Source organism: Arsenicitalea aurantiaca (assembly GCF_003994485.1).
Lineage (GTDB): Bacteria > Pseudomonadota > Alphaproteobacteria > Rhizobiales > Devosiaceae > Arsenicitalea > Arsenicitalea aurantiaca.
In genome coordinates this window covers 1-16104 of the sequence record NZ_RZNJ01000006.1, presented here as the reverse complement: position 1 = coordinate 16104, position 16104 = coordinate 1, and the positions used below count along the sequence as shown (strand labels likewise).

Annotated in this window: 14 protein-coding genes and 1 pseudogene; 12 read left to right on the top strand and 3 right to left on the bottom strand. The window is 66.1% G+C overall.

Features of this window, described 5'->3' with window-relative positions:
- The first annotated feature begins 11 nt into the window (after nt 1-11).
- Nucleotides 12-1826 (top strand): phosphogluconate dehydratase, encoded by a 1815-nt coding sequence (gene edd / locus EMQ25_RS15370; RefSeq protein ID WP_127189493.1) that lies wholly within the window; start codon nt 12-14, stop codon nt 1824-1826.
- A 40-nt stretch (nt 1827-1866) separates the two neighbouring features.
- On the opposite strand, the gene EMQ25_RS15365 is transcribed toward edd, so the two are convergent.
- The 3 genes from EMQ25_RS15365 to EMQ25_RS15355 form a co-directional block, all read right to left on the bottom strand.
- Nucleotides 1867-3369 (bottom strand): coiled-coil domain-containing protein, encoded by a 1503-nt coding sequence (locus EMQ25_RS15365; protein WP_127189492.1) that lies wholly within the window; start codon nt 3367-3369, stop codon nt 1867-1869.
- A 13-nt stretch (nt 3370-3382) separates the two neighbouring features.
- Nucleotides 3383-4321 carry a DUF6384 family protein gene (locus EMQ25_RS15360; protein ID WP_127189491.1) on the bottom strand — a complete coding sequence of 313 codons (939 nt, stop codon included), beginning with the start codon at nt 4319-4321 and terminating at the stop codon, nt 3383-3385.
- Between the two features lie 76 nt (nt 4322-4397).
- Complete coding sequence (locus EMQ25_RS15355; RefSeq protein ID WP_127189490.1) at nt 4398-5582, bottom strand: cell surface protein; 1185 nt, start codon at nt 5580-5582, stop codon at nt 4398-4400.
- A 220-nt stretch (nt 5583-5802) separates the two neighbouring features.
- Between EMQ25_RS15355 and EMQ25_RS15350 the strand changes: the two genes are divergently transcribed.
- The 11 genes and pseudogenes from EMQ25_RS15350 to EMQ25_RS15305 all read left to right on the top strand — a co-directional run.
- Nucleotides 5803-6273 carry an SRPBCC family protein gene (locus tag EMQ25_RS15350; RefSeq protein WP_127189489.1) on the top strand — a complete coding sequence of 157 codons (471 nt, stop codon included), beginning with the start codon at nt 5803-5805 and terminating at the stop codon, nt 6271-6273.
- Between the two features lie 110 nt (nt 6274-6383).
- The gene (locus EMQ25_RS18115; protein WP_158626107.1) at nt 6384-6554 is read left to right on the top strand and encodes a hypothetical protein; all 171 of its coding nucleotides are present in this window, start codon (nt 6384-6386) and stop codon (nt 6552-6554) included.
- 50 nt (nt 6555-6604) lie between these two features.
- Complete coding sequence (locus EMQ25_RS15345) at nt 6605-7804, top strand: ABC transporter substrate-binding protein (protein ID WP_127189488.1); 1200 nt, start codon at nt 6605-6607, stop codon at nt 7802-7804.
- A 10-nt stretch (nt 7805-7814) separates the two neighbouring features.
- On the top strand, nt 7815-9503 hold the full coding sequence (locus EMQ25_RS15340) for an ABC transporter permease (RefSeq protein ID WP_127189487.1): 1689 nt from the start codon (nt 7815-7817) through the stop codon (nt 9501-9503).
- Nucleotides 9504-9556: 53 nt separating this feature from the next.
- The gene (locus tag EMQ25_RS15335) at nt 9557-10141 is read left to right on the top strand and encodes an ATP-binding cassette domain-containing protein (RefSeq protein ID WP_127189622.1); all 585 of its coding nucleotides are present in this window, start codon (nt 9557-9559) and stop codon (nt 10139-10141) included.
- Between the two features lie 123 nt (nt 10142-10264).
- Entirely contained in the window at nt 10265-11272 is a 1008-nt protein-coding gene (locus EMQ25_RS15330; RefSeq protein ID WP_127189486.1) for a BMP family lipoprotein, read from the top strand.
- A 24-nt stretch (nt 11273-11296) separates the two neighbouring features.
- Nucleotides 11297-12871, top strand: coding sequence for an ABC transporter ATP-binding protein (locus EMQ25_RS15325; RefSeq protein ID WP_244606614.1), 1575 nt, complete (start codon nt 11297-11299; stop codon nt 12869-12871).
- The gene (locus EMQ25_RS15320) at nt 12868-13971 is read left to right on the top strand and encodes an ABC transporter permease (protein WP_127189484.1); all 1104 of its coding nucleotides are present in this window, start codon (nt 12868-12870) and stop codon (nt 13969-13971) included. Before EMQ25_RS15325 ends, EMQ25_RS15320 begins: the two co-directional genes overlap by 4 nt.
- Nucleotides 13968-14936 (top strand): ABC transporter permease, encoded by a 969-nt coding sequence (locus EMQ25_RS15315; protein WP_127189483.1) that lies wholly within the window; start codon nt 13968-13970, stop codon nt 14934-14936. Before EMQ25_RS15320 ends, EMQ25_RS15315 begins: the two co-directional genes overlap by 4 nt.
- Nucleotide 14937: 1 nt before the next feature.
- The gene (locus tag EMQ25_RS15310; RefSeq protein ID WP_127189482.1) at nt 14938-15342 is read left to right on the top strand and encodes a cytidine deaminase; all 405 of its coding nucleotides are present in this window, start codon (nt 14938-14940) and stop codon (nt 15340-15342) included.
- A gap of 338 nt (nt 15343-15680) precedes the next feature.
- Nucleotides 15681-16104: pseudogene (locus tag EMQ25_RS15305) on the top strand (deoxyribose-phosphate aldolase); the annotation flags it as partial.

Genomic DNA, 16104 nt, shown 5'->3' with positions numbered 1-16104 from the left:
AAGGAGCCGAAATGTCAGTCCGCAAGGCCATTCAGGACGTGACCGACCGTATCGCGGCGCGCAGCGAACAGAGCCGCCGCGCCTATCTCGAGCGCATCGACAATGCCCGCGATTCCGGTGTGCGTCGCGCAACGCTCTCCTGCGGCAACCTCGCCCATGGATTTGCCGCATGCGCACCATCCGACAAGGCCAAGCTCGCCGGCACCACGGCACCCAATCTGGGCATCGTCACTTCGTACAACGACATGCTTTCGGCTCACCAGCCCTATGCGACCTATCCCGACCTCATCAAGGCGGCGGCGCGCGAAATCGGCGCGACTGCGCAGGTGGCCGGAGGCGTGCCCGCAATGTGCGACGGGGTGACCCAGGGCCAGCCGGGGATGGACCTCTCGCTCTTTTCGCGCGACGTCATCGCCATGGCCACAGCCATCGCGCTCAGCCACAACATGTTCGACGCGGCGGTGTATCTCGGCATCTGCGACAAGATCGTTCCGGGCCTCCTGATCGGTGCCTTGACCTTCGGGCATCTGCCCGGGGTCTTCGTGCCGGCAGGTCCGATGCCCTCGGGCCTGCCCAATGACGAGAAGGCGCGCGTGCGCCAGCTCTACATGGAAGGCAAGGTTGGCCGCGCAGAACTGCTCGAGGCCGAGGCGAAATCCTATCACTCGCCGGGCACCTGCACCTTCTACGGCACCGCCAACTCCAATCAGATGCTGATGGAGATCATGGGGCTGCACCTGCCCGGCGCCAGCTTCGTCAACCCCGGCACCCCGCTCCGTGACGCGCTCACCCGCGAGGCGACACGGCGTGCCTTGTCGCTTACCGCGGGCGGCAATGCCTATACCCCGATCGGCCACATCGTTGACGAGAAGGCGATCGTCAACGCCATGGTGGGCCTGCACGCCACCGGCGGTTCGACCAATCATACCCTGCATCTGGTCGCGATTGCCGCGGCAGCCGGGCTTGCGATCACCTGGGAGGACATGTCCGACCTCTCCGATGCGGTGCCGCTGCTCGCCCGCGTCTATCCCAATGGCATGGCCGACGTGAACCATTTCCACGCCGCAGGCGGCATGGGCTTCCTCATCGCCCAGCTGCTCGAGGGCGGATATCTCCACGAGGACGTCAAGACCGTCTGGGGAACGGGGCTTTCCGGCTACACGGTCGAAGCAAGGCTGATCGAGGAGGCGCTGGAGTTCGAGCCCTCGCCGGCGGTCTCGGGCAATCCCAAGGTGCTTGCGTCCGTCACCGAGCCGTTTCAGGCGTCCGGTGGCCTCAAGCTCTTGCGCGGCAATCTGGGCAGCTCCGTCATCAAGATCTCGGCGGTCAAGCCCGAGCACCGCCTGGTCGAGGCGCCCGCGCGGGTCTTCCATTCCCAGCAGGGTCTTCAGGATGCGTTCAAGGCGGGCGAACTCGACGGCGACGTCGTGGTCGTCGTCCGCTTCCAGGGGCCGCGCGCGGTCGGCATGCCCGAGCTCCACAAGCTCACCCCCGCACTCGGCGTCCTGCAGGATCGCGGGCACAAGGTGGCGCTACTGACGGACGGGCGGATGTCGGGTGCTTCGGGCAAGGTGCCCGCGGCAATCCACATGACGCCCGAGGGCGCCGATGGCGGCGCGATCTCGAAGATTCGCGACGGCGACATCATCCGTCTCGATGCCGAGGCGGGAATCCTTCAATTTGTCGGCGACGAGAGCGAATTCCTCTCGCGCAGCCCGGCGACAGAAGATCTGAGTGCCGAGCATTACGGCATGGGGCGCGAGCTTTTTGCGGGCTTCCGCAATCTCGTCAGCCCCGCAGGCAGCGGGGCGAGCGTCTTCGGCTAGGGCCGGAGGCAGAAGCCGAAAGGCCGGGCCCCGGGCCCGGTCAGAAGCCGCCGCCGGTCTTGAAGCCGCCGCCCTTGCGGCTGCCTTTGCTGCCCGTACGGGGGCGGGAAAAACCACCGCCACCCTGGCTCGTGCCGCCCGGAGCGCCCCATGCGCCCCCGAAGCCGCCGCGCGACCGGCCGCTGCCCCCACCGATTGCGCTGTCGGGCCATTGGAAGCCGCCGCCCTGCTTGGGCCAGGGCGTGCCGCCGGCTCCTCCCGACTTCCAGTTCTGGCTTTTCCGCCACGCATCCCAATAGCGGGCCGCCGTCATGCCGCCGCGCAGGAACTCGTTGAGCATGTCGCCCACGAGCTTGTCTTCGCCAAAGCTCGATCGGGGGTCGTCGTAGCGGCTCTTCTTGAACTCGAACTGGATGTCCTCGAGTTCGCGGCGGCGCCGGGTCAGCGTTTTCAGCCGCTCCTTGTGCTCGCGCATTTCGAGTTCTTCATCGGCAGCCCTCAGACGCACGTCGTCGATCTGGGCGACAATCGTGTCGTCCTGCGGGGTCTGGGTGCGCCGCGCCTCGGCCAGCAACGTGCGCAAATCCTCGCGCCGCAATCCTTCGGACAGCGCTTCCACTGCCTGCGTGAAGGCATCGTCCTCGCCCTTGGCGAGTTCGGCATGGGTTTCGGCGGCAGCGTCCCGCTCGTCCTCCCGTTCGATAAGGGCCGCGTCGATGCGGGTGATCTCCGCCCCCGCTTCGGCCATCGCCTTGCGGATCGGCGCCCCGCCCGCGCGGTCGATGGCGGCAGCTTCGAGCGCTGCGCAGGCCTCCCGGGCCTCTTCGGCCCGCTGCTGCTGCCGTTCGGCATGCTCACGCAGGCGCAGCGGGATCTCGTTGAGCATTGCGTAATTGGGGCGCGCTCGCTCGAACCGCACGAGCCTGGCGACCCAGCCATCGAGCAGGCGCGTCAGATTGCCCGCCTTGTACGCGCTCGTCCCGTAGCCGCGCTCCCAGAGATAGATGAAGAGCGGATCCTCGCGGTAGGGCCGCCCCTTTTCCTCCCGGTCGGCCTCGGCCGTCTCGGTCTTGCGGAAGCTTTCCGCGGCGATGCGCGCGAGCTCTTCGGCGTCCGTCCGGCGCGCGCGATAGTCGGGATCGCTCGCGAGGTCCGCGGAGATGGCCGTACCCAGCGCATCGAGCCGCGCCGTCTCGGCGGCAAGCCTCGCCGTCGCGCGCCCACGCTCGGCATTGAGCGTCGTGATCGCACTCTCGGCGGCCTGCACCCTCGCCTCGGCATCGGCGAGTTCGGCCGCGTGGCCTTTCAGCATCTCGCGCGCCCGCTGCTCGGCGCGTCCAAGCGCTGCACTCAGCTCCTCGCGCACCTGCGGATCGAGCCGCACGGAAGCCAATTGCCGGAAAAGGTCGCCTTCGGTCTCGCGGATCCTGCTCACGAGCTCGGTGCTGCGCGCGAGCCGACGCGAAATCTCGTCTTCTTCGCGCCTGATGTCGCGAAGAGCCTCCTCGAGAGAGCGAAGGGCTTCGGGTCCGCTGATCGTCATGCCCTGGCGCGCCTTACCACTGGGTCACCGCGCCGCCCGAAACCGGCATCAGATAATCCACCTCGAGAAATCCGTACTGCTTGAGACCCACGACGTTGCGCTGGATGATGCCATCGTCGCGCTTGTCCGCTTCGACCGACGCATAGACCGCCTCCGGCACCCGCACCCCCCAGAGGGTCACGGTCTGGGTCTCGCCCGTCTCTTCGTTGAGGATGGGCAGAGCGAGGGGCTCGCCTTCTGGGCCGATGGCCTCCACCACCACGTAATAGTTCGTCGCGTCCGTATTGATCTCGGGGAAGGTCCAGAACCCGGACTGCACGCCTTCGCGATTGACGATCCTGAGCGAATACTCGCGCCGCAGCGTGTCGAGGATGTCGGTCATTCCCGCCAGCGCCCGTTCGGCAGAGGCCCGCTCGCCGGCGGCCGCGGCGGTCTTGCCGCGCTCGCGCAGCTGGGCCGCCTGCGTGACCGCCTGCTGCACCTTGGTTTCGTTGTAGATGGCGTCGTAGACCTCATCCATGCGCTGCGGCAGGCCTTCGGCAAGCTCGACGCGCGCCGCCTCGCTCTGAGCGGCCACGAAAGGCTTGTAGGCGAGGAAATAGCCGCCGACCCCGAGCAGGAGCGCGATGAGCCCCGCCGCCACCGGCCGCCCCCACCGGGCGCGGGTGACGTAAAGCCGGGCCAGCCGCAGCTGCAGGCTCGGCCGTGGCGGTTCGTAAGTGAACCGGCTTTCCGCGAGCGCCGCCACGCCTTCCTTCAGGATGTGGTCGGGCACCTCTATCCCCTGCTGGTGATAGAGATCGCGCAGCCGCTCGATCAGCTGGCTTTCGCGATTGACCCCTTCGAGTTCGCGCGTGACGAGGTCCTGCCGGTGCCGCAGCGTATCGACCACGTCCATGGCCAGCATGACGTCATCGAGCGGCGCCTTGGGGGGAAGCGCGGCGCTGGTCATCTTCCAGAGTTACTCCCGGCCCCGGCTGCGGGGGCGGACGCCATCTCGCCTGTCATGCCGGCTGGTGCCATCCGTCCTACTGCTTGCGCTCCAGAGCGAGCGCATTCCCTTCGGCGGCCAGCGCGGCGAGGCGACGCTTGCCATCTTCCACCGCATCGCGGATTTCGGCCGAGTTCTTGGTCGAGAGGTCACGCATCTCGTTGATGATGGTGCGCGAGCGCTCCTGGAAGTTGATGACGCTGTCGACCAGCGTTTTGACCGCGTCTGCGCGGATGGTCGGGCCATACCCGGCCTTGATCGCTTCCTCGCCGACCCTGTCGCCGATCTGTGAAAGCGTTTCGAGGCTCTTGCTCATCCCCTCCTTCATCGCGTTCAGCGTTTCGGTGGATTCATGCAGCCCGAACATGCCGGTGAACGAAGCCGAAAGCGCCGTCAGCACAGTTTCGTTGGTCGAAAAGAACGAGATCGACTGCTGATAGACGCGCTCCTTGGCATTGGTCGTCTGCATCAGCCGTCCCATCACCACTTCGGATGTCGAATAGGAGATGGTCAGATTGTCCGAGAGATCCTTGACGATCTGGTAGCGCCGCTCTTCGTTCTGCAGGTCACGTAGCCGCTCGTCGCGCGCCATTTCGAGCCGCGCGCGGTCGGCCGCCGTGCCTTCGCTGTAGCTCGAAAGGGCCGCCGACGCGGCTTCAAGGTCGGCCTTGCGATCATCGAGGTGCTGCTGGGCCAGCTCGAGGAGTTCGAGCGCCATCACCTCGGACTGCTTCAGCGCCCCCCGGAAGTCCCGATAGGCTTCGAGAATGCGGTGTTCGCGATCGATCTGGTCCTTGGTGTCGCGCGAGACATCGAGATAGGTGTCGCGAATGCGGTTGAAGCGCGTCGCGATGTCGCCTCGGCTGACCTTCATCCAGACGTTCGAGGCGCGTTCGAGGATGTCGAGCCGCCCGTCATCGAGCTGGTCCACCATGCCCTTGGCGTCGTCCCGGATCGAGTTGAAGTCATTGGTGATCGATTCGTAGCGCTGGCCGATATTCATGGCCGCCACCTGGCTGCGCACCACTTCGTTGAAGGCGCTCGCCTGGGTCAGCGTACGGCCGATCAGCACGACGCGCGTTTCGTCGAGCGCGGTGATCTGCTCGAGAAGCCCGGTGATCGGTTGATCTTCCTGTGTCTCGGGCCAAAGTCCCATCTCGCGGATCGCGCCCACCGCGCGGTCGAGATATTGCAGTGGCTTGTCCATGACTTCGTTGGCCATGCGTCGCTCCCTTGGTGATCGGCGCTTTATCTGGGGAGCATGATTCCCCTCCGCCAGAGCCGTGACAATCGATAGGGGGTCGCACCGGGCGGATTTTCGAGCCAATGGTGCGCAAAAGCCGCAATTTCCTCTGAGGCTTGCGGAAAATGCCGCTGCCCGGCGGCGTTGCGCCGGGTGGCAAGCTTGACTACGCTTTGCTCCAAAGTCGACGGGATGGACCATGGATTTCGGTGGACGTTATTTTCTGAGAGCCGAGCGCCTCGCCGTATGGGCAGCGCTCAACGATGCTGCCGTCCTCAAGGCCGCCATCCCCGGCTGCAAGAAGATCGAGTGGGTCGCCGAGGACCAGCTCGAACTCGAGATCGCAGTCAATCTGGGGGTAATGAAGCCGGTCTTTGCCGGAGACCTCTTTCTTTCCGCCATTACTCCCGCCGAGCGCTATACGCTTTCGGGCAAGGGGAGGGGCGGACTTCTGGGGTTGGCCGAAGGATCGGCGGACATCGTCCTTCGTGACATTGCCGGGGGGACGGAGCTCTCCTTTTCGGCTACCGGCGGCGCCTCAGGCCAGATCATGAAGATGGGCAAGGCCCTGATCGGCAACAGCGCTCAAAAGGTGATCGACGGGTTCTTCGACCGCTTCGCCCGCGCCATGGGCACCACGGCCCAGCCGCTCGACGAAGCCGAGACCTGACGGCATTTACTGCCCGCTAACCACGCCTCCGCGTGCCGCCAAAGGGTCACAATCGCGCCCGCCGATCTGGGTTAGCAAAGGGCTGACCCAACCAGCGCAATTTTATCGACATGACCACAGATACCGGCGACACGCCCCCACCGCAGCGCATCAGCACCGTGCTTCTCGTTCTCACCGGCGTGCTCGCCGCCATGATCGTCACGAGTTCCGATCTCGGGCTTATGAGCATCTTCCAGAGCCTCCTCGACCGGGTCTGCGCCGCTGACGCCAAATTGTGTTGACCTGACAAGGCCGGGCGGTCTCTCTTCCGCGCCAATCGGGGAGACCGTCAATGCTCAGAGCCGCCTTCGCCACGTTCCTGCTCGTCATGGGGGGTGCCGCAGCGCAGGCCCAGCCCACGGACTGGTCTGAGATCGCGTCGGCGGCCCGGGGCGATACGGTCTACTTCCACGGCTGGGGCGGTTCCCCGAGCATCAACGCCTATATCGACTGGGCCGCCGAACGTCTTGCCCGCGATCACGACATCACCCTCGTCCGCGTCGGGGTCGGGGACATCGCCGAAAGCGTCGGCCGCGTGCTTGCCGAGAAGACGGCGGGTCGCGAGACGGGCGGAGCGGTCGATCTCATATGGATCAATGGCGAAAATTTTGCCGCCATGGTCAGCGAGGGCCTGCTGCGCGGCGAACCTTGGGCGCTGTCGCTCCCCAATGCCCGCTTTCTCGATCCGGACAATCGGGTCCTGACCGAGGATTTCACCGTCTCCGTCGAGGGCAGGGAAAGCCCTTGGGGCCTAGCTCAACTGACCTTCTATCACGACGAGGCGATCCTGCCGGAACCCCCGCGCACCCTCGAGGATCTGGCGGCGTGGATCGGCGACAACCCCGGGCGTTTCACCTATGCCGCGCCGCCCGATTTCATCGGCACGACGTTTCTGAAGCAACTCGCGCTCGGGCTCCTGCCCGCAGAAACCGATTTCGCAGCGCCGCCGCCGGACGACGCCGACGCCGTTCTGGCTCCCCTGTGGGCGTGGCTCGATGGTGTGCACCCCGATCTCTGGCGGTCCGGCCGCGTGTTTGCGTCGGGCGTCACCCAGATCAAGACGCTCCTTGCAGACGATGAGATCGACATTGCCATGACCTTTAACCCCGGCGAGGCGTCTTCGGCCATTGCCGAAGGCCTGCTGCCTGCCTCCGTGCGCAGTTTCGTGCTCGATTATGGCAGCATCGGCAATGCGCATTTCCTCGCCATTCCCGTCAATGCGAGCGCACCCGAGGCAGCGATGGTTGTGGCCGACTTTCTGCTGTCTCCGGAGGCACAGGCGCGCAAGGCCGATGAAACGGTCTGGGGCGACCCCACAGTCCTCGACATCGGCCGTCTCGACGCCGACGGCCGGGCCCTCTTTGACGCACTCGAGACTGGGCCAGCGACCCTCGCCCCTGAAGCGCGTGGCGCGCTTCTGCCCGAACCCCATCCGGCCTGGACCGAGGCCATCGAGCGCGGCTGGCTTGCCCGCTACGGCGCCGGGGGCTGACCCCCAATCCATGGCCATGCTGCGGTTTGCCCCGCCTCTTGCCCTTGCGCTCCTGATCGTTCCGATCGGCCTGGGCTTCCTCGGCATTCTGGCTTCCGCCTTTGGCCTCCAGCTCGGCGATGGCCTGGTGTCGACCGAGGCGTTCGAGGCCGCACTGGCCCTGCCCGGCCTTCAGCACTCGACCATGCTCTCGCTGTGGATCGGCCCGGCGGCTGCCTTCCTCTCGCTCGGCCTCGTTGCTCTCTTTTTTGCCGGTTGGCTCGGCACGCGCTTTTTTCGGGGGCTCTCCGCGCTGATGGCGCCGATCCTCGCCATCCCCCATGCTGCGGCTGGCTTTGGCCTTGCTTTCCTGATCGCACCCTCGGGCCTGCTGCTACGCCTCGTCTCACCCGAACTCACCGGCCTGTCGCGGCCGCCGGACTGGCTGATCCTCAACGATCCGGCGGGGCTGTCGCTCCTGTTCGGGCTCGTCCTCAAGGAGGTGCCGTTCCTCTTTCTCGTCGCGCTTGCTGCACTGCCCCAGGCCGATGCGCCCGCGCGCATGGCCGTGATGGCGAGCCTCGGTTATGGGCGTGTGCGCGGCTTTTTCCTGTCCGTCTTCCCGGCGCTCTATGGCGCGATCCGGCTGCCGGTCTATGCGGTGATCGCCTTTTCGGGTGCCGTCGTCGATCTGGCGCTGATCCTCGGGCCCAACACGCCCCCCACGCTGGCCGTGCGCATACTGACGCTCGTCAACGATCCCGATCTCGCCATGCGCCCCGTTGCGGCGGCGGCCTCGCTCCTCCAACTGGGCATCACGCTCTGCAGCCTCCTCCTGTGGCGGCTGGGGGAGGGTCTTTGCGCGCGTATCTTCGCTTCGTCGGCCGGCTCCGGCCGGCGCGGCCTCGGCGAGATCGCGCTGCGCTGGTCGGCACTGGCCGGCGTAGGCCTTCTCGCGGCTCTTTCGCTTGCCGGGATCGTCGTCTTGCTACTCTGGTCCATCGCCTCCGGATGGCGCTTCCCCGATGCATTTCCCCAGGCCCTCAGCCTCGGCGTCTGGCAGGCCCAGTGGCCCGCCATCGCCGCCGGGCTCGGAACGGCGACGATGATCGGTCTCCTCGCCACGACGGCCTCGAGCGCGCTCGCCATTGCCGTGCTCGAGGCCGGCGACCGCGCCGGGCGACAACCATTCTCGGGCTTCCTCTGGCTTTTCACCCTCCCGATCCTCGTGCCGCAGGTGACGCTCCTCGCCGGGCTCTCACTCCTCCTGATCGGGCCCGGGCTCGATGGCACCCTCGCCTCCGTCGTCGCCATCCACTTCGTCTTCGTCTTCCCTTATGTCTATCTGACGCTGGCGGGATACTGGCCGCGCTTTGACCGGCGCAACACCGATCTCGCGCTCACTCTCGGGCGCTCGCCCGCGGCTGCCTTCACCCTCGTCAAATTGCCCATGCTCGTGCTCCCGATCCTCACCGCCTTCGGCCTCGGCTTTGCCGTATCGGTCGCCCAATACCTGCCCACCCAGATGATCGGGGCCGGCCGGATCACGACCATTACGACCGATGCCGTCAGCCTGGCGAGTGGCGGGGACAGGCGGCTGATCGGCGCCTATGGCTTCGCCCAGACCTTGCTTGCCTTCCTCGCCTTCCTGCCGCCGCTCCTGCTGCTGGCCCTTGCGCGAACCCGTCGCCGTGGCCTTGTGGAGGGTGTGGCGCGGTGAGTCTCGTTCTCGAAGATCTGTCGCTTGTGCTCGAAGGGCGCCAATTGCTGCGCATGGATGCAGTGATTGCCCCCGGCCAGATCCTTACTGTCATGGGGCCGTCGGGTGCGGGCAAGTCGAGCCTCATCGCGGCCATCGCCGGTCTAACGCCCGAGGCGATGAAGGTCGGCGGCCGGGTCGTTCTCGAGGGCAGGGACCTGACGGGGCATCCGCCCCAGATGCGGCGCATCGGCGTCCTTTTTCAGGACGCGCTACTTTTTCCCCATTTTTCGGTCGGGCAGAATCTCGGGCTCGCACTGCCCGCCGGCCTCTCGCGCGCCGAACGTCGGGCGCGGATAGACGAGGCGCTGGAAAGTGTAGGCCTTGCCGGGCGGGAGAGGGCCGATCCCACCATTCTCTCGGGAGGCGAGCGCGCCCGCGTCGCCCTGATGCGCACGCTTCTGGCCGAGCCGCGGGCGCTGCTCCTCGATGAACCCTTCTCGCGGCTCGACGCACCCCTTCGCAGATCCGTGCGCGAAGCAGTATTCCACCATGCGAAGGCGCGGCGGCTTCCCGTCCTTCTCGTCACCCACGACCGGGCCGATGCCGAGGCCGCCGGCGGTCCGGTGCACCAATTGGGCAGCGCGCCGGATTTTTGACCAAACGGAAAAAAGTTGGTGATGCCCTCTTGCCGTAAGCCCTTTTGCACGATTGTATTCGAGCCAACGCTTGGGCCAGTGAGGCGCGTGTTGCGCCGCCCGCGCGAACCAGGGAGACTTCCGATGACTAAGACCTTCACACGCTCTGCCATTGCGCTGGCCGCCGGGGCCGGCATGGCGGCGCTGATGGCCGGGACCGCACTCGCCGATCCCGCCGTTCTCTATGACGGTGGCGGCAAGTTCGACGCCTCGTTCAACGAGAGCACCTTCAACGGCGCCCAGCGTTTCAGCGAGGAGACCGGCATCGGCTTCGGCGAGTTCGAAATCACGACGGACGCGCAGCGCGAGCAGGCCATGCGTCAGTTCGCCCAGCGCGGCGCCAATCCGATCCTGGTGCCCGGCTTCAACTGGGAAACCACGATCCGCACCGTCGCCGCTGAGTTCCCCGACACCAATTTCGCGATCATCGATGCGGTCGTCGATCTGCCCAATGTGCGCTCGATCGTGTTCAAGGAGCATGAAGGCTCCTACCTCGTCGGTATCCTTGCGGCCATGGCCAGCGAGACCGGCACAATCGGTGTCGTGCCCGCCTTCGACTTCGCGCTCCTCAATGCTTTTGCCTGCGGCTACAAGCAGGGCGCAAAGTCCGTCAATCCCGACATCGAGATCCTCGACACCTATATCGGCTCGGGCTTTGATGCCTTCAACAATCCCGGCGGTGGCGCCGAAGTCGCCCAGTCCCAGCTGGATCGTGGCGCGGACGTGATCTTCCAGGTCGCCGGTGGCGCGGGCCAGGGCGTGCTGCAGGCGGTGGCCGATGCCGACAAGCTCGGGATCGGTGTCGATTCCAACCAGAACCACCTCCATCCGGGCAATGTGCTGACCTCGATGCTGAAGCGTGTCGACGTTGCCACCTACAACGCCTTCAAGGATTTCGAGGACGGCAACTGGACCAATGAGATCATCACCCTCGGCGTCGCCGAAGAGGGCGTCGGTCCCGCGTTCGACGAGCACAACGAGGCGCTGATCACCGACGAGATGCGTGCGGCCGTGGACGAAGCAACCGCCAAGATCACGTCGGGCGAAATCGTCGTGCACGATTTCCGTACCGACAATTCCTGCCCCGTCTGACCGTTTCCGGTCCAGATGGAGCGTGTGAACCATCCAGATGCGCAGCGGCCCCAAGGGGCCGCTGCTTCCGCTCCGGCCATCGAATTGCGGGCGATCAACAAGAGCTTCGGCCCGGTCCACGCCAATCGTGATATTGACCTCAGCGTCCAAAAGGGCACGGTTCACGGCATTGTCGGGGAGAACGGTGCCGGCAAGTCGACGCTCATGTCGATCCTCTACGGCTTCTACACTGCCGATAGCGGCGACATTCTCGTCAACGGCAAGACCGTTTCGATTTCAAACTCCTCCGATGCCCTCTCGCTCGGCATCGGCATGGTCCACCAGCACTTCATGCTGGTGGACAATTTCACCGTGCTCGAGAATGTCGTGCTTGGTGCCGAAGGCAGCGCCCTTCTGGGCCGCAGCCTCTCCAAGGCGCGTTCGGAGTTGCAGCGGCTCGCCCGGGACTACGGGCTCGAAGTGTCACCCGACACGCTCATCGAGGACCTTTCGGTCGGCCAGCAGCAGCGCGTCGAAATCCTCAAGGCGCTCTACCGGGGCGCCGACATCCTCATCCTCGACGAGCCGACCGGTGTTCTGACACCGGCCGAGGCCGACCACCTCTTCCGCGTCCTCGCGACCCTGCGCAACGAGGGCAAGACGATCATCCTCATCACCCACAAGCTGCGCGAGATCATGGCGATCACCGACGCGGTCTCGGTCATGCGGCAGGGGCGGATGGTCGCGACGGTCCCGACGTCGGAAACCTCGCCCGAAGCGCTCGCGGAGTTGATGGTCGGACGGCGCGTTCTGCTGCGCGTCGACAAGGACGAGGCTCGCCCCGGCGACGTGAAGCTCGCGGTCGAAAATCTGACCGTCGCCGACGACGCCGGCGTCATTCGCGTCAAGGGCGTGTCGTTCTCGGTGCGAGCGGGCGAGATCGTCGGTATTGCTGGCGTTGCGGGCAATGGCCAGTCCGAGCTTCTTGAGGCGATAGCCGGCATGCGTCGGCCAGTCGCAGGCCGCGTCATCGTCAATGGACATGAGGTCACCACCCATGGCGAGGCCGGCGCTGCCGAACTGCGCCAGAAGGGTCTCGCCCATGTGCCCGAGGACCGCCTGCGCATGGGCCTCGTCACGAATTTCGAGGCCTGGGAGAATTCCATTCTCGGCTATCAGGACGAGCCGCGCTATGGCGGCGGGCTCGCGCTCGACATCGGCGCCTCGCGCCGCGAGTTCGAAGGCCGCATCGCCCAATACGACATCCGTCCCGCCAACCCGCGTCTGAAGACGGCCAATTTCTCGGGCGGCAACCAGCAGAAGATCGTCCTCGCACGCGAAATGGAGCGTGACCCGGACATCCTCATCGTCGGCCAGCCGACCCGCGGCGTCGACATCGGCGCCATCGAATTCATCCACAACCAGATCGTCAAGATGCGCGATGCGGGCAAGGCCATCCTGCTCGTCTCGGTAGAGCTCGACGAGATCCGCTCGCTCTCGGATCGCATCCTCGTCATCTTCGATGGCGAGATCGTCGGCGAGGCCGATCCGGCCAGTGCGGACGAGGGCGAACTGGGCCTGCTGATGGCCGGCGTCCACAACAAGGAAGCGGCCCAATGAGCGCGCGCGTGCCCCTGCCGGCCTGGGTCGACAGGATCCTCCTGCCGGTCCTCAACGTGTCGCTTGCCTTCCTCATCGGCGGCATCGTCGTCCTGCTCGTCGGGCAGAACCCGCTCGAGGCCGTCCAGATCATGCTCTACGGCGCCTTCGGCTATGGCGACGGGTTCGGCTACACGCTCTACTACACCACCAATTTCATCTTCGCGGGCCTCGCGGTTTCGCTCGCCTATCACGCGGGGCTCTTCAATATCGGCGCGGAGGGGCAGGGCTACATAGCCGGGCTCGGTGTCATCCTCGTTGCGCTCTGGCTCAACGGCACCCATTGGGCGCTGATGATGCCGCTGATGCTGGTCGCCGGCGCGCTGTTCGGGGCCTTCTGGGCCTTCATCCCCGGTTATCTGCAGGCCAAGCGCGGCAGCCACGTCGTCATCACGACCATCCTCTTCAATTTCATCGCCACCTCGCTGATGAGCTATCTGATCAGCCGGGTGCTGAAACCCGCCGGCGTCAGCGCCGACGAGAGCGCCCGCATCGAGGCGGTGACACGCGTCCCGCAATTGCGCGAGTTCATTCCCTTCTTCGGCTATTCGCCGGTCAATCTCACCTTCCCCCTCGCCATTGCCGCGCTGTTCGGGGTCTGGTTCCTCATCTGGCGCACCAAGTTCGGCTACGCGGTGCGGGCCCTGGGCTTCAACCCCACCGCCGCCCATTACGCTGGCATCTCCAATGCGCGGCTGATCATGATCACCATGGCGCTCTCGGGCGGACTTGCCGGCCTCGTCGCCCTCAATGAGGTCGCAGGCGTCCAGGGCCGGCTGATCCTCAACTTCATGGCCGGGGCCGGGTTCGTGGGCATCGCCGTCGCCTTCATGGGCCGCGCCCACCCCATCGGCGTGGCGCTGGCGGCGCTGCTCTTTGGCGCCCTCTACCAGGGCGGGCAGGAACTGGCCTTCTCCATGCCCGCCATCACGCGCGACATGATCGTCACCATCCAGGCCCTCGTCATCCTCTTCACCGGCGCCATGGGCGAAATGCTGCGTCCGCCGCTCGAGCGCATCTTCGCGCGCCGCGCCCCCGCCGTCGCGAGGCCCGCCGAATGACCTATGTCGATCTCATCCTCGTCCTCGATTCAACGGTGCGGCTCGCAACCCCGCTGATCTTCGCCTGCCTCGCCGGGCTCTATTCGGAGCGCGCGGGCATCGTGGACATCGGGCTCGAAGGCAAGCTCCTGGGCGCCGCGTTCGGCGCGGCGGTCGTCGCCGCGATCACCGGATCGGCCTGGGCGGGGCTCTTTGCCGGGGTCGGCGTATCGCTCTGCATGTCGGCCATTCACGGCTTCGCCTCGATCAATTTGCGCGGCAATCAGATCATCTCCGGCGTCGCGCTCAATTTTCTGGCGGCCGGCCTCGCAACCTTCCTCGGGCAGAGCTGGTTCGGCCGCGGCGGCAATACCCCGCAACTGCCCTCGGGCGCCCGCATCCCAACGATCACCCTGCCCTTTGCCAATGAAGTGCAGGACGTGCCCTATATCGGCTATTTCTATTATGAGCTGATCTCCGGGCACTCGATCCTCTCTTACATCGCGTTCCTGATCGTCCCGATCACTGCTTTCGTCCTCTTTCGCACCCGGTTCGGCCTGCGCCTGCGCGCAGTGGGCGAGAATCCCAAGGCGCTCGATACCGCCGGCATTTCGGTGACGCTGCTGCGCTACCAGGCGCTGGCCATCACCGGAATCCTCGTCGGCATTGGCGGCGCCTATCTCTCGATCGCCCAGTCGGCGGGCTTCACCAACAACATGTCGGCCGGCCGCGGCTATATCGCGCTCGCCGCGCTCATCTTCGCAAAATGGCGTCCGTGGCCCGCGCTGGCCACCTGCCTGCTCTTCGGCTTCCTCGATGCGTTGCAATTCCGCCTCCAGGGCGTCGCGCTGCCGGGGATCGGACAGGTGCCGACCCAGGCCATCCAGGCCCTGCCTTACGTGCTCACCATCATCCTGCTGGCCGGCTTCATCGGTCGGGCCGTCGCGCCCAAGGCGGCGGGCACGCCTTATGTGAAGGAGCGCTGAGATGACGGTCACCGACGCCGAACTCCTCGCCGCGGCCGAGGCCATGCGCGCCCGCGCTTACGCGCCCTATTCGGGATTCGGGGTCGGGGCCGCCATTCTCGCCGATGACGGGCAGGTCTATGCCGGCTGCAATGTCGAGAACGCCGCCTACCCGCAGGGCAATTGCGCCGAGGCCTCGGCGATTTCGGCGATGATCGCGGGCGGCGGCCGGCGCATCCTGCGCATCTACGTCACCGGTCCGGGGACCGCCCCGGTCACGCCCTGTGGCGGCTGTCGGCAGCGGATACGCGAGTTCGCCGATCCCGAAACCCCGGTCGTCTCGCACGGCGTGGATGGTGAGCCGCTCCGGTCGACCCTCGCCGAACTCCTGCCGCACTCTTTCGGCCCGGAGTTTCTCGGACGCTAGGTCCGGGTCGCCTGAAACGCCGTCCCCACCGGGACAATCACGCGCCGCCGGCCCGGCGCGACACGTCATGGCGCACAAGACGCCAGGGAGGCAATGATGAAGCACGAAACCCTCGACAGAGCGCCGAGTACCCCCCGCAATCCTGGTTTTGGGCTTGATCTTGATTGGGTTGGCGGGGTTTTGGTGAACCGTTCGGCGGTTGAGCGTCGGGCTTTGACGATTGGTTCGCGGCGGGGGGTGAAGAAGGATCATCAGCTGGCGTGGCTTTTGAAGGCGATCAGTCTGATCGACCTGACGACGCTCAATGCCGACGATACGCCGGGGCGGGTGGAGCGGCTCTGCGCCAAGGCGCGCCAGCCNATCTTGATTGGGTTGGCGGGGTTTTGGTGAACCGTTCGGCGGTTGAGCGTCGGGCTTTGACGATTGGTTCGCGGCGGGGGGTGAAGAAGGATCATCAGCTGGCGTGGCTTTTGAAGGCGATCAGTCTGATCGACCTGACGACGCTCAATGCCGACGATACGCCGGGGCGGGTGGAGCGGCTCTGCGCCAAGGCGCGCCAGCCGGTGCGGCGCGAGGTGCTGGCGGGGCTGGGGGTGGAGGATCTCGTGCTCCATCCGGGGGCGGTCTGCGTCTATCACAGCTTCGTGGGCACGGCGGTGCGGGCGCTCGAGGGGACGGGGATCCCGGTGGCGGCGGTCTCGACGGCCTTTCCGCACGGGCTCGCGCCGATGCCGAGCAAGCTGGCCGAGATCGAGGCTTCGG

What these genes read in the sequence shown, in the direction of transcription:
- edd (WP_127189493.1), top strand. Translation starts at nt 12, where the DNA reads ATGTCAGTCCGCAAGGCCATTCAGGACGTGACCGACCGTATCGCGGCG.
- EMQ25_RS15365 (WP_127189492.1), bottom strand. Translation starts at nt 3,369, where the DNA reads ATGACGATCAGCGGACCCGAAGCCCTTCGCTCTCTCGAGGAGGCTCTT.
- EMQ25_RS15360 (WP_127189491.1), bottom strand. Translation starts at nt 4,321, where the DNA reads ATGACCAGCGCCGCGCTTCCCCCCAAGGCGCCGCTCGATGACGTCATG.
- EMQ25_RS15355 (WP_127189490.1), bottom strand. Translation starts at nt 5,582, where the DNA reads ATGGCCAACGAAGTCATGGACAAGCCACTGCAATATCTCGACCGCGCG.
- EMQ25_RS15350 (WP_127189489.1), top strand. Translation starts at nt 5,803, where the DNA reads ATGGATTTCGGTGGACGTTATTTTCTGAGAGCCGAGCGCCTCGCCGTA.
- EMQ25_RS18115 (WP_158626107.1), top strand. Translation starts at nt 6,384, where the DNA reads ATGACCACAGATACCGGCGACACGCCCCCACCGCAGCGCATCAGCACC.
- EMQ25_RS15345 (WP_127189488.1), top strand. Translation starts at nt 6,605, where the DNA reads ATGCTCAGAGCCGCCTTCGCCACGTTCCTGCTCGTCATGGGGGGTGCC.
- EMQ25_RS15340 (WP_127189487.1), top strand. Translation starts at nt 7,815, where the DNA reads ATGGCCATGCTGCGGTTTGCCCCGCCTCTTGCCCTTGCGCTCCTGATC.
- EMQ25_RS15335 (WP_127189622.1), top strand. Translation starts at nt 9,557, where the DNA reads ATGGATGCAGTGATTGCCCCCGGCCAGATCCTTACTGTCATGGGGCCG.
- EMQ25_RS15330 (WP_127189486.1), top strand. Translation starts at nt 10,265, where the DNA reads ATGACTAAGACCTTCACACGCTCTGCCATTGCGCTGGCCGCCGGGGCC.
- EMQ25_RS15320 (WP_127189484.1), top strand. Translation starts at nt 12,868, where the DNA reads ATGAGCGCGCGCGTGCCCCTGCCGGCCTGGGTCGACAGGATCCTCCTG.
- EMQ25_RS15315 (WP_127189483.1), top strand. Translation starts at nt 13,968, where the DNA reads ATGACCTATGTCGATCTCATCCTCGTCCTCGATTCAACGGTGCGGCTC.
- EMQ25_RS15310 (WP_127189482.1), top strand. Translation starts at nt 14,938, where the DNA reads ATGACGGTCACCGACGCCGAACTCCTCGCCGCGGCCGAGGCCATGCGC.